The 12,932-nt window shown below is 55.7% G+C and carries 13 protein-coding genes; 4 read left to right on the top strand and 9 right to left on the bottom strand.

The window, feature by feature from the left end; all coding sequences use genetic code 11:
• Nucleotides 1–110: 110 nt before the first annotated feature.
• The 8 genes from hypE to ABV300_RS01500 form a co-directional block, all read right to left on the bottom strand.
• Nucleotides 111–1,124, bottom strand: a complete 1,014-nt coding sequence (gene hypE, locus ABV300_RS01535) for a hydrogenase expression/formation protein HypE (protein WP_353714804.1) — start codon at nucleotides 1,122–1,124, stop codon at nucleotides 111–113.
• Nucleotides 1,125–1,157: 33 nt separating this feature from the next.
• On the bottom strand, nucleotides 1,158–2,252 hold the full coding sequence (hypD, locus tag ABV300_RS01530; RefSeq protein ID WP_353714803.1) for a hydrogenase formation protein HypD: 1,095 nt from the start codon (nucleotides 2,250–2,252) through the stop codon (nucleotides 1,158–1,160).
• Nucleotides 2,249–2,476, bottom strand: a complete 228-nt coding sequence (locus ABV300_RS01525; protein WP_058438266.1) for a HypC/HybG/HupF family hydrogenase formation chaperone — start codon at nucleotides 2,474–2,476, stop codon at nucleotides 2,249–2,251. The genes hypD and ABV300_RS01525 overlap by 4 nt, the downstream gene beginning before the upstream one ends.
• 13 nt (nucleotides 2,477–2,489) lie before the next feature.
• Nucleotides 2,490–4,796, bottom strand: coding sequence for a carbamoyltransferase HypF (gene hypF, locus ABV300_RS01520; RefSeq protein WP_353714802.1), 2,307 nt, complete (start codon nucleotides 4,794–4,796; stop codon nucleotides 2,490–2,492).
• Nucleotide 4,797: 1 nt separating this feature from the next.
• Nucleotides 4,798–5,454, bottom strand: coding sequence for a hydrogenase nickel incorporation protein HypB (gene hypB / locus ABV300_RS01515; protein ID WP_353714801.1), 657 nt, complete (start codon nucleotides 5,452–5,454; stop codon nucleotides 4,798–4,800).
• Nucleotides 5,435–5,794, bottom strand: a complete 360-nt coding sequence (gene hypA / locus ABV300_RS01510) for a hydrogenase maturation nickel metallochaperone HypA (RefSeq protein WP_353714800.1) — start codon at nucleotides 5,792–5,794, stop codon at nucleotides 5,435–5,437. Before hypA ends, hypB begins: the two co-directional genes overlap by 20 nt.
• A gap of 188 nt (nucleotides 5,795–5,982) precedes the next feature.
• A complete protein-coding gene (groL, locus tag ABV300_RS01505) occupies nucleotides 5,983–7,587 on the bottom strand; it encodes a chaperonin GroEL (protein ID WP_353714799.1) in 1,605 nt (534 codons plus the stop codon).
• A 31-nt stretch (nucleotides 7,588–7,618) separates the two neighbouring features.
• Nucleotides 7,619–7,912 carry a co-chaperone GroES gene (locus tag ABV300_RS01500; RefSeq protein WP_058438276.1) on the bottom strand — a complete coding sequence of 98 codons (294 nt, stop codon included), beginning with the start codon at nucleotides 7,910–7,912 and terminating at the stop codon, nucleotides 7,619–7,621.
• Between the two features lie 264 nt (nucleotides 7,913–8,176).
• Between ABV300_RS01500 and tsaD the strand changes: the two genes are divergently transcribed.
• Complete coding sequence (gene tsaD, locus ABV300_RS01495) at nucleotides 8,177–9,169, top strand: tRNA (adenosine(37)-N6)-threonylcarbamoyltransferase complex transferase subunit TsaD (protein ID WP_353714798.1); 993 nt, start codon at nucleotides 8,177–8,179, stop codon at nucleotides 9,167–9,169.
• A gap of 114 nt (nucleotides 9,170–9,283) precedes the next feature.
• Nucleotides 9,284–10,549 carry a pitrilysin family protein gene (locus ABV300_RS01490; protein ID WP_353714797.1) on the top strand — a complete coding sequence of 422 codons (1,266 nt, stop codon included), beginning with the start codon at nucleotides 9,284–9,286 and terminating at the stop codon, nucleotides 10,547–10,549.
• A gap of 98 nt (nucleotides 10,550–10,647) precedes the next feature.
• Here the strand turns inward: ABV300_RS01490 and ABV300_RS01485 are convergent, their stop codons facing one another.
• A complete protein-coding gene (locus ABV300_RS01485) occupies nucleotides 10,648–11,049 on the bottom strand; it encodes a gamma-glutamylcyclotransferase family protein (protein ID WP_353714796.1) in 402 nt (133 codons plus the stop codon).
• Nucleotides 11,050–11,174: 125 nt separating this feature from the next.
• On the opposite strand from ABV300_RS01485, the gene ABV300_RS01480 reads away from it, so the two are divergent.
• Together ABV300_RS01480 and ABV300_RS01475 are read left to right on the top strand one after the other, a co-directional pair.
• Nucleotides 11,175–12,173, top strand: a complete 999-nt coding sequence (locus ABV300_RS01480; RefSeq protein ID WP_353714795.1) for a hypothetical protein — start codon at nucleotides 11,175–11,177, stop codon at nucleotides 12,171–12,173.
• Between the two features lie 74 nt (nucleotides 12,174–12,247).
• A complete protein-coding gene (locus tag ABV300_RS01475) occupies nucleotides 12,248–12,850 on the top strand; it encodes a MarC family protein (protein WP_353714794.1) in 603 nt (200 codons plus the stop codon).
• Nucleotides 12,851–12,932 lie beyond the last annotated feature (82 nt).

Genomic DNA, 12,932 nt, shown 5'->3' with positions numbered 1-12,932 from the left:
GTGCGCTAATCAGGATAAAAGCAACTTTTGACTGATAATAACACTTTTACGAGAAGGTTGCACTAGGATGAAATGTCAAATCACCCTAGACAATTTTCTGAAGGTAAAATTTAACAGATTCTGGGCAACAATTCTCCGGATAACATGTCCAAGATGCGTCTGGCGCCTAGGGCGGTCTTCAACACCACACGGCCTGGATGTCCGTTTACCACTTCGCCAATAATTGATGCCTCGCCACCGTAGGGATTGCGCCGCATCGATTCCAGGACTTTATCGGCATCTTCAGGAGCGACAATGGCGATCATTTTGCCTTCGTTAGCCACGTAGAGCGGGTCAAAGCCCAGAAGCTCGCAGGCGGCTCGGACGGCGTCTTTGACCGGTATTTTCGTCTCGTCGATGTCTATGCCAACGTTCGATTGAGCGGCAATCTCATTCAAAGTGGTGGCCAGGCCGCCGCGGGTGGGGTCGCGCAGCGTATGAATATTCTTTGATGCCTTAAGCATAGCCGTAACCATGCCGTTCAGGGGAGCGCAGTCGCTTTCTACCGGCAACTTGAAGGTGAAACCTTCCCGTTGTGCCATGATCGCCATGCCGTGATCACCGATGCTGCCGCTTAACATAACTATATCGCCCGGCCTGCCATTGCAGCCAGATATATTAATGCCGTCCGGCACAATACCCACACCGGAGGTGTTAATAAACAGTCGGTCAGCTTTACCCCGGTTGACCACCTTGGTATCTCCGGTAACGACGCAAACGCCGGCCTCCGAGGAAGCGGCTTTGATACTGTTGACCACCCTTGCCAGGTCTTCCAAAGGCAACCCTTCCTCAATAATGAATGCGAGGCTGAGGAACTTCGGAACCGCCCCGGCTGTAGCCAGATCATTAACCGTACCGCAAACCGCAAGCTTGCCGATATCGCCACCGGGAAAAAATATCGGGCTGACCACATAGCTGTCGGTGGTAAAAGCTAGCCTTCCCCCGTTAAGACTGAAACAGGCGGCGTCGTCCAGCCTGGACAATGTTTCGTTGGCCAATTCACCGACGAACATCTTCCGCACCAGTTCCTGGGATAGTTTGCCGCCGGAACCATGGGCCAGCAGCACTGTTTTATTCGCGTCCAAATGGTAACTCCGTGTCCGAGACTCGAATTAATATTACTCGATAGTACCGGCGAAATGATAATAAGCAGCGCAGGAACCTTCGCTTGAGACCATACACGGGCCGACCGGGTTCTCCGGGGTGCAGACTTTGCGGAACAGCTTACAATCCTCAGGCGTCTTGACCGCTCGGATAACTTCGCCGCAGAGGCAGCCGGCCGGCTCCCGCGGTTCTCGTTCGAGCTTTATGTCGAATACCTTTTCGGCATCATGAACTGCGAACTCTTCCCGTATTACCAAACCACTCTCTGGAATACTGCCGACACCCCGCCAGTCGGCAGGGGCGACTGCGAAAACGCGGTCGAGCATAGCCAGCGCCTGGGGGTTGCCTTCAGCCCTGACGGCCCGGCTGTAAGCTGTCTGTACACGGGGAGCGCCGGACTCTATCTGGTCGACAATCATATCAACGCAATGGAGAATGTCCAGCGGTTCGAAGCCGGAGACAGCGCAAGCGATGCCGTATCGGCCGGGGATGAAATACCACGCGTCGGCGCCAATGATCGCTGAAACGTGACCGGGGCAGATGATGCCCTGAATCTTTACCTCGCCGGTATCAAGAAGGGCCCGGGTAACCGGCGGCGTGACCTTATGCAGGGAAATGACTGAGAAGTTTTGCAGTTTTTCGGCATCGGCCTGAAGGATGGCGGCGGCCACCGTCGGCGCGGTCGTCTCGAAACCTATCCCGACGAAGACCACTTTTTTGCCCGGGTTATTACGCGCGATGTCCAAGGCGTCCAGGGTGGAATATACCGTGCGGACGTCGGCGCCGGCGGCACGTGCGCGATCGAGAGATCCGTAGCTGGCCGGCACCTTGATCAGGTCGCCGAAGGTTGTGATCGTAACGCCCGGAATTAGCGCGAGAGCCATCACCTTGTCTAGATCGGCCGTCGAGGTGACGCATACCGGGCAACCCGGCCCGGACAGCAGTTTCAAGTGCGGAGGAAGCAAATCACGCAGGCCAAAGCGGAAGATGGCCACGGTGTGCCCGCCACAAAACTCCATGATGTTGGCCGGTTTGGTGGATTTCCGGCGAATGCCGTCGAGGAGTTTCTTGGCCAGCGCCGAATCGCGGAACTCGGTGGCAAACTTCATGAGGCCTCCGGGATCATCTCCATCTCTTTAAAGAGTTTCAACGTCTCAAGCGCCTCGTGCTCATCCAGCACCTGAATTGCAAAGCCGGTATGCAGCAGCACGTAATCGCCGATCTTGGCCTCCGGCACCATCACCAGACTGGCGCGGACGGTGGTACCCGCCATATCCACCTCGGCGATAACGCCGTCAATCTTAACGATTTGAGCCGGGACAGCCAAACACATATCCAACCTCCAACTAAATGTTCTTTACATAACTCGCGGCGACGAAAACCTGTCCTAAGGAAATGCCGCCGTCATTAGTCGGTACTTCCCTATGTGCATAAACCCGGAAACCGGCTTGCCCCAGGCGTTCGATACTGCGCCTCAGCAGCCGCCGGTTCATAAAACAACCTCCGGACAAAGACACCAAGTCCAACCCGGTATCGCTTCTAATAATCTCACACACTTTTACGATTATGTCAACAATAGTGTTGTGGAAGCGTGCCGCCATTTCGGGTACTCCAATAACTCCTCCCTCGATATCATCAAGGAGACCCTCGAATAGCCGACGCAGCCGGATGACCCGGTGCCCAGCCTCCACAGCGATGTCAAAGGGGTAGCTGCCGCCGGTCTCGATTCCGTTGGCGGCCATCTCTAACTCAACCGCGGCCTGGGCGTCGTATTGAATTTCTCGTCGCACCCCGAGCAGCGCGGATACAGTATCGAATAGCCGTCCGGCGCTGGAGGTCTCCGGAGTATTCAAGCCGCGGTCGACTTGGTGCTTGATCAGGTCGAGTTCCGACCCATCGACACCCCTTAGACAGGCGGCTGCCCGTGTCAATCCTTCGGCGCCCAAAAGACGGTAAAGATAACCGGCGGCGGTGCGGTATGGCTTTTTAACCGCCGCCTCTCCCCCGGGCAGGGGGAGGTACTCCAGGTGGGCAGCTCGATTAAAGCCTGCGGCGTCGGCAATTAAAAACTCCCCGCCCCAGATGTTTCCATCGGAGCCGTAGCCGGTACCGTCCAGAGCCACGCCTATGACCTTGTCGGAAACGCTGTTTTCGGCCAAACAGGCAGCAATATGGGCATGATGATGCTGGACTTTAACCAGCGGAATATCAAGTCTGGCCGATTCTTCGGCCGCCCATTTGGAGGTGGCATAATCAGGGTGCTGGTCGCAGGTAATGGTCCGCGGCTCGATGCGGAATATTCTTTTGTACAGGCTTAACGTTTGTTCGAAATGCTCGATTGTTTCGAGATTCTCCATATCGCCGATGTGCTGTGAGACGAAGGCATTGTCGTCGCGGGTCAGGCAAAAGGTATTCTTTTCTTGCGCTCCGACGCCCAGAATCTGCGGTACCGTAGAAGTTAACCTCACCGGGTAGGGCGCAAAGCCGCGGGCTCGCCGCAGCATCCGCTTTTCGCCGGCTTCATGCATGACCACCGAGTCGTCGTAGCGCGAAAATATTTCGCGATTGTGGAGGATAAAATAGTCGGCGATGCCGCCAAGCCGGGACAAAGCTTCGTCGTTGTCCCTGGCGATGGGCTCTTCCGAAAGATTACCTGAAGTCATCACCAGCGGTCGGCCGGCGCCAGTCATAATCAAGTGATGGAGCGGTGTGTAGGGCAACATGACGCCCAAATATTTCAGCCCGGGGGCGACTGCTGAGGCGATATCTGTACCTTCTTTCAATCTGAGAAGAACGATAGGCGCCTTCGCCGAGATTAAAAGCTGCCTTTCCTCCACCGATAATTCACAGCGGGGTTCGATCTCGTCCAGGCTGGACAGCATCACGGCGAATGGTTTGGCCGGCCGCCGCTTGCGCCGTCTCAATTCTTCAACCGCCGTCTGGTTGGTCGCGTCACAGGCGAGCAGGAAACCTCCCAGGCCTCGGACAGCCAGTATCTGACCCTGCCGAAACAGTTCTGCGGCTTTTTCGATAACATCGGCAGCCGCTATGTGCCGCCCGGCGTTGTCCACAAGCCAGAGTTTCGGTCCGCAAACCGGGCAAGCGTTAGGCTGGGCGTGGAAACGCCGGTCCAGCGGGTCTTCATATTCGCGGCGGCATTCCGGGCACATGGGGAAAACGTTCATCGTGGTCAACGGTCTGTCGTACGGAATGTCTTCAATGATGGTGAAGCGCGGCCCGCAGTTGGTACAATTGGTAAAGGGGTAGTGGAAGCGCCGGTCCTCTGGATCGAAAATCTCCCGGCGGCAGTCCGAGCAGGTGGCCAGGTCCGGGGAGATAAGCTGGTATCTACCGGCTTCAATCAGGCTGGCGCGGATTTCGAATCGGTCATATCCAGCCGGTGCCACCCCTATTGACATAATACCTGTAATGTGAGCCTGCGGCGGCGCCTCGGCCTCCAAACTTCTGCGAAAGGCTTGAACTGCTTCTGGTAAACCTTCAACCTCGATGCGGACTTCTCCGGAGGTGTTGGTCACCCAGCCGGTCAGGCTGTAGCGGCGCGCCAGCTGGTAAACGAAAGGCCGGAAGCCCACCCCCTGGACAACACCTTTGACCGCAATAGCCAGGCGCTGTGAGGTGCTGACTTGAGGCACGTTAACTGCCTCGTCCTTGTATGCATGACTTCAGGAAGGCAATCCAGTCGCTGAAGCCATCCCCCGTTCGGGCGGAGAGGGGAAAGACCCGGATACCTGGTTTCAGACCTTCGACCGACTGGGTGAATCTACCCAGATCGAAGTCAAAGTAGGGCATAATATCTGTCTTGGTGACGACAACGGCATCCGCTGACGCAAACATGCCGGGGTATTTGAAGGGTTTGTCGTCGCCTTCCGGCACGGAGAGCAGGACTACCCGAAGGTGCTCGCCGAGTTTGAATTCAGACGGGCAGACCAAATTGCCAACGTTTTCGATGAAGAGTACATCGATATTTTCTAGAGGCAGGTTATCCAGGCCGGCGGAGACCTGCCCAGCGTCCAGATGGCAACCGCCGCCGGTGTTGATCTGCACTACCGGCGCGCCTTTCTGGGCAACCTTCTCGGAGTCTATCTGGGAGGCGATATCGCCTTCGATCACGCCGACGCGAGCATCGGGTCGAAATCCGTCGATCGTAGCCAAGATAAACGTGGTCTTCCCCGCGCCGGGCGAAGCCATGATGTTGACTCCCAGAATGCCATGGTTATCGAGGCGGGCGCGATTGACGTCAGCGGTGGCCGTATTAGCGGCCATTATGTCCTTAAGTACTTTTATCTGCATCGTCCACCTCGATCGAATCGACATAAAATTCTTTGCCGGCTATGACCTCCGCCTGCCACTGCCCGCATTTGGGGCAAATCCACTCGTTGGGTGTGGTGATGAACTCTTCACCGCAAGCGCGGCATTTCATTCTGGCGGAGACACGTTTGAAATGAAGCTTAGATCCCTCGGCGATTGTACCTTTTGTCATAAAGTCGAAATAGAACTGGATAGAGTCGTCAACCAGGCCGGAAAGTTCACCGATGACCAGGGTAACAGTGTTCACTCTTATAGCGCCGGCTTTTCCGGCTTCTTTGAGAACGATATCAAGAAGGCTCTGGGTCACCGCCAGTTCGTGCATTCACAGTCCTAATACTTAAGTACAACGCATAATTATATCGCGATCTTAACGACTGGACAATCGTTACACCGTCATTACTTCAATTCAGCGGATCGGAATCGGCTGTCGTAATCGCTGATTCCATTTTTCGGGGCAAAGAAGAGAGCCGCCTTAAGGGGCGGCTCTCTTCTGAAAGGAGTCTATATTTGCTAGTACTCGGACGGGGGCGGAGCCTCAACCTTTTTCTCCGGGATATCCGCCACCAGGGAGTTGGTGATGATGACCATATTGGCCACCGAGGCGGCGTTTTCCAGAGCAGACCTGACCACCATGGTAGGATCAATGATGCCCATTTCGACCATGTTGCCGAACTCGTCGGTCTCGGCGTTGTAGCCGACGCCGGGCGGTGAGGTGCGGACTTTGTCGATGATGACCGAACCGTCGCGGCCGGCATTATTGGCAATCCACCGGACCGGGGTCGGCAGGGCGCGTTTTACGATCAAAACGCCGGTCTCCTCGTCGTCCTGCAGCTTCAATTTGTCAAGGGCGGGCAGGGCGTTGATCAAACCGACGCCTCCGCCGGGCAGGATACCCTCTTCGAGAGCGGCGCGGGTAGCGGCCAGGGCATCCTCGACGCGGGCTTTGCGCTCTTTCATCTCGGTCTCGGTAGCTGCGCCCACGGCAATGACGGCCACGCCGCCAGCCAGAGCGGCCTGCCGCTCCTGCAGCTTCTCCCGGTCAAAGGCGCTCTCGACCTCGTCGATCTGGGCTTTGATGTGCTTGATGCGGTCTTTGATGGCCTCGGGGGTGCCGGCGCCGTCAATGATGACCGTTTTGTCTTTGTTGGTGGTCACGCGGTGGGCGCGGCCCATATCTTCTTCGGTGACCGACTCGAGTTTGCGTCCGGCTTCCTTGGAAATGACGCGGCCGCCGGTCAAGACGGCGATGTCTTCAAGCATCTGCTTCTGGCGATCGCCGAAACCGGGGGCTTTGACAGCCAGGACGTTCAAGTTGCCGCGCATCTTGTTGACCACCAGGGTGGCCAGGGCTTCTCCCTCGACGTTCTCGGCAATGATAACCAGGGTCTTGGTCCACTGAAGAATCTTCTCCAGGGCAGGCAGCAGGTCGCCCATGGTCTCAATCTTGCGGTCGGTGATAAGGATCATCGGCTCATCGAGGTTGGCTTCCATGCGGCCGGTATCGGTCACAAAGTAGGCGGAGATGTAACCGCGATCGAACTGCAGGCCTTCGACGTAGTCGGTCTGGTATTTGAGGCCTTTAGATTCCTCGATGGTAATAACGCCGTCTTTGCCGACCTTCTCCATGACATCAGCGATAAGCTCGCCGATTTCAGGATCCTTAGCCGTGATGGTGGCGACCTGAACAATCTGCTCCCGGCCGCGGATAGGTGTGGACATTTTCTTGAGCTCTTTAGCAACTACTTCAGTTGCTTTCTCGATGCCGCGCTTCAAAGCGATCGGCTCGGAGCCGGCGGTGATGTTCTTGAACGCCTCGTTGATAATAGCCTGGGCAAGCATGATGGAGGTGGTGGTGCCGTCGCCGGCAGCGTCATTGGTCTTGGAAGCCGCTTCTTTGACAATCTGGGCGCCCATGTTCTCGAAAGGATCCGGCAGGTCGATATCGCGGGCAATGGTCACACCATCGTCAATGACGGTGGGGGCTCCCCAAGCCTTAGCCAGGGCAACCGGATGGCCTTTAGGGCCGAGGGTCACTCTCACGGTGTCGCTCAGGGTGTTGATACCCTTGAGCAGGGATTTCCTAACCTGATCGCCAAAAATGATCTGTTTCGCCATTTTTTCTCCTTATCCTCTTTCTCGTTGCCGTTTAGTAGATTTTCTTGGCCAGAACTTGATTTTCCGGCATGATGATCATCTCTACGCCTTCGACCTTGATCTCGGTGCCGCCGAATTTGGGATAGATCACATAATCGCCGACTTTTACATCCATTACCTCGCGCGTGTTGTCCTTGCCAAGACGGCCGGGGCCGGCGGCGACTACCTGCCCTTCCTGGGCTTTTTCCTGAGCGGTGTCCGGGATGACGATGCCGCTGCGCATCTCTTCCTTTTTGCCGGGTTTAACCAGGATGAAGTTCTGCAGCGGTTGCACGTTGATTGCCATGAATGCCTCCTTCTTTTCTCTCTTTTTACTCAATTTTTTAGCAGTCTCAGCCCGAGACTGCTAACATCACCAATAATATCCTATGTCTCCGACGACGGCAACCCATTCTGCGGCATTCGGCAACGATTTATACCTGTTCACAGGAATTTCCATAGCCTTTTTGCAAGTATTTTCGCCTTTTCTCGCTGAATACTAAGATATCATGTATGTTATAGCTATATATACTGCAGGTCTGCCAGGTATCTGGTCTGCTATAATACGCCCATGCGGGTATTAGGCATCGAAAGTTCGTGTGACGAAACGGCGGCCGCCATCGTCGAAGACGGGATAAGTGTAATCGCCAGCGAGGTGGCTTCCCAGGTAGATATCCACGCCCGGTACGGCGGCGTGGTGCCCGAAGTCGCCTCCCGCCAGCACCTGCTGTCGATGGCGCCGGTGGTGGCAAAATGCCTGGACGGCGCCTCGATGAAACTGGCCGAAATCGACGCCGTGGCGGTAACCTGCGGCCCGGGACTGGCCGGGTCGCTTCTGGTAGGCGTCAATTTCGCCAAAGCTCTCGCCATGGCTCTGGATAAACCCTTGATTGGCATCAACCACCTTGAGGGACACATTTACGCCAACTGGCTGACGGGTAGCGTTCCGGAGTTCCCGGCGCTGGCGCTCATCGTTTCCGGCGGCCACACCGACCTGATGCTGATGACAGGCCACGGCGACTACCGGTTGGTCGGCCGTACCCGGGACGATGCCGCCGGTGAAGCCTTCGACAAAGCCGCTCGACTCTTGAACCTTGGTTACCCCGGCGGTCCTGCGGTCGAAAAAGCCGCCGGCCTGGGGAGACCGACCCTCAGGCTGCCCCGCAATATCATCCGCGGCAGTTTCGATTTCAGCTTTTCCGGGCTTAAAACAGCCCTCTACCGGCTGGCTGAAACAGCCCAGATTGATTCGCCAAACGATGCCGCCGCCAGCTTTCAGGAAGCCGTGGTGGGTATCTTGGTCAAAAGGACGGTCGCCGCGGCCGAGGAACTGGGCGTGCGCCAGATTCTTGTGGCGGGCGGTGTTGCCGCCAACTCCCGCCTGCGGCAGAAATTTCTCGCCGACTCACCGCTGCCGGTGCTTATCCCCCCGTTAAGACTCTGCACCGACAACGCCGCCTTCATCGCCAGCTGCGGCTGCTTTCACCTGGCAAAAGGGGAGCGGTCAGGCTTGGACCTGGATATCTACCCCAGCTTGCCACTAACTTCATTCTCCCCCAATTAGATAACCTTCGACAAATATAATTCTGTTACAGCACCAACCGCCCCAGCCGTCAGTCAATCTATCCGATTTTGTTACTAGAAGTTAACAAGGTAAAATCTCCTTAGAGGTTCAATAATGTTCCAGAAGACAGTGCTCCCATCCGGCCTCAGGCTGCTGACCCAGGAAATGCCCAACACCCGCTCGGCATGCATCTGCATCTTTGTAGGCACGGGATCCCGATACGAGACGGACAAACAGGCCGGAATTTCTCATTTCATTGAACACGTCCTCTTCCGCGGCACCGAGAAACGGCCGACTTCGCGAGATATCTCTGAATCCGTTGAGGGAGTCGGCGGCATCCTTAACGGCGGCACCGACCGTGAGACCACGGTATACTGGGCTAAAGCCTCCTGTGACCACTTCGCGTCCACCCTTGACACTCTGTGCGATATCCTGCTCCATTCACGCTTCGACGACGGCGACATCGAAAAAGAACGCCAGGTCATTGTGGAAGAAATCCACATGTCGGAGGATCAGCCGGACCAGAAAGCCTGTCAACTGGTCGACACCGTGCTCTGGCCGGATCATCCGCTGGGCCGAGATATCGCCGGCACCGAGGACACAGTCAACGCTGTCTCCCGAGATGATCTGCTGGACTATATGGGCCGCCATTATCTTCCGGGTAACACCGTGGTTGCCATAGCCGGCGGTGTCAGCCATCAGGACGTTATCGCCGTAGTCAATGACAAAATGGGCGCCTGGCAGCCTGTCGCGGCGGCACCGGTCTTCATGCCGTTTGTATCGGCCAACGGCCGCCGCCTGGTAGTGGAGAAGCGCGATATCGAGCAGGACCATTTCCTGCTTGCCCTGCCGGCGCTGTCCATCGCGGATCCCCGCCGTTATGTCGAGAGCCTCCTGAACGTGATACTGGGCGAAGGTATGAGCAGCCGCCTGTTTACCGAGATCCGCGACAGGATGGGACTGGCTTATGCCATTCACAGCTACACCGATTTCCTGCAGGATACCGGAGCCTTGACCGTAGCCGCCAGCGTCGACCCGTCCAACCTGGGAAAGGCTGTCAGCGCTGTTATCAGAGAACTCGATTTACTGAAAACAACTTTAACGCCTCACGAATTATCAAAGGCTAAGGAGTTGTCCAAGGGCCGGCTGGCGTTGCGGTTGGAGGACTCCCGGCATGTAGCTTCCTGGCTGGGCGGCCAAGAGATACTGACCGGCGAGGTTTTAACCCCGGAGGACGTCATTCACAAAATCGATGCGGTTACCCTTGACGATCTCAGGAACCTGGCCGAAGACCTCATCCGAACGGAAAAGCTCCGTCTGTCGGTGGTTGGTCCGGTGATTGATGAGCAGCCGTTAAAGGATATGATTTCAGCCGTGTAGCAGGGTGAATTTCCCGGGTGATGCCTTAGGAATTATTTTGCGGCGGCAAATATTTTCAAATCCGTTTCAGATTGCGTAAGTGAAATCCAGATTTCAGCCTACACCAGCCCCCAGTCTCGATAGCCCTGCTGTAATATCGTTAGATATTCCGGGGCCGGCTTGCTCTCGGCGGTCTGATGCGCCGCTACATAGGTGAAACAACTAAGCGATTCACCAGTCTCGGTGTTTACCAGGAGGTTTATTTTAGCGTTCTGCGCCGGGAAGCCTTCGGCGGCATCCAGCTTTTTCAGCCAAGCCTCGGGAACCTCGTAGATGCCGCCTTTGACCTGCGATCCCCGCAGCGGCTTGAGCGACGCCGTTCCGCCGCGGAAAACCCTGGACCATCCGGTGAAGGTTAATTGATAGTGCGGCAGGGTGGCTGATACCTTTGGTTTGCATCCGGGACAACGTTCAGCCATGTATCGGCGGGACAGGGCGGCGCCGTAGGCGAAAAACAACATGGGTGTATTATAGCAACAAACTTAGCCTCATACTTAAACGAGGCAAGCGCAACGATTGGTCAGGTTGACTTTTAATTTTGAGCGTCTTATATTGGCGATGATTTTCCGGAACGGGTGAACGCCGCATGCGGACTGCCGATGAACCCATTGTTGTCGAAAGTTTGGGCCGGCTGAACGAGTACGGCGCGGACGACCTTTTGATCTGCTGCGCCTCCTTCGAAGATCGGAGCATTTCGGCGGTAGAACGCCTCTCCGGGAACTTCAGGGTGCGTTACTCCATCATCTTCGTCATTGAAGAATCCCGATACCAGCCGGCAATAGACGCCAATTTACTGAAAATCCAATCCGTACTCTCACGTAAAACGTCCGAAGGAGTTTTTGTTATCCGATGCCAGCGTGAAGACCCGGTTGAAGGCATAAATCAGCTCAAGGCCATTTGGAAACGCTGCCGTCCCAAGGATATCGAAGAGCCGTTCATCACCCTCGACATCTCCGGATTCTCCAAGGTTTACCTGCTCGGCCTGCTGCATTACCTGGTGGCCGAGTTGAACATGGGATTGCCCCGGATCATCCATACCACTCAAACTTACGCCCCGTCGCGTCTCACTCAAGGCGTCCACCAGATCACCACCATCGCCAATTTCTTCGGGTCCTTCTCGATAGAAAAAGAAACGGTGTTGGTTCTGTTCTTAGGCTTCGAGGCTGAACGTTCACTGTCCGTTTGGAAGCAATTCAACCCCGTACGCACTATTTGCCTGATCACCACGCCCAGGGATGGCAACGACGAATACCTGCGCTACGCCGAAAAAAATAACGAGGTTTTACTAGCCCAGCCCAATGTGGAAATCCGACAGGTGGCTGCCGACTCGCCATACCACATCAGAAACACGCTTGAATCGATATACGAGGAGTTCAAAACTACCGCCAACATGATCATCGGGCCGTTCGGCACCAAACCGCAAACAGTCGGCATCTTCGTCTTCTGGCTTGAACATCCCAGGGTTCAAGTTGTCTATTCTTTCCCCAGCGAGTACACCAAAAGTTATTTGAATCGCAAACCTGGCAGGACCATAATGCTGCCACTGTCGAATGTCACCCGCGGTACTATTGAGCCTCGTTTTTAATTCGGTTGTAAAGCTTCCGCGAACCGGAATATAATGAGAATCGATCCCGCCCGGAAGGATTTTACGTCTATCTGATGGCCGATTTCTGGCAGCCCTTCCTCCTTACCTTCGTCCCCCTTTTCATCGTCATTGATGCCATCGGCAATCTGCCATTTGTCATCGCGCTGACCGAAGATTCCACCCGGGAAGAACGCCGCCGGATCATAAACCTGGCTACCGTTACCGCTGCCGGCGTCGGGCTGATTTTCTTGTTCCTGGGCCGATTCATCCTGAGTGCCATGGACATCTCCGTCGGCGCCTTCGCCATTTCCGGCGGGATAATCCTGATGATCTTCGCTGTCCGTTATATGACCACCGGGCATATGGTTGAAGCTATCAAAGAAGAAATGGTGGCCGTGGTCCCGATAGGCACCCCTCTAACGGTCGGCCCGGCGACAATCACCACCCTCCTGCTGCTGTCAACCCAATTCGACCTCTACATAGTACTTATCTCTTTCGGGCTAAACATATTTATCGCCTGGGCCACATTTGTCGCCGCCGGTTTCTTCATGCGGGTCATGGGCCGGGGCGGGTTGCGTGCTGTCTCCCGTGTTTTCAGCCTTCTTCTGGCGGCTCTGGCGGTGAACATGGTCATCAAGGGTCTGGAATTGATCGGAGTTCTTCCAACCGTCGCCTGAGCGGAGAAAATGCCTCGACTCAGCTATAAAAATATTTCCCTCAAACGTCTTGACAATCGTGTTAGCTTGGGCTATCGTATAT

The organism is Dehalogenimonas sp. 4OHTPN (assembly GCF_040448695.1).
Taxonomy (GTDB): domain Bacteria; phylum Chloroflexota; class Dehalococcoidia; order Dehalococcoidales; family Dehalococcoidaceae; genus Dehalogenimonas.
The sequence above is the reverse complement of the archived record's forward strand: the minus strand, read 5'-3'. Positions and strand labels throughout refer to the sequence as shown.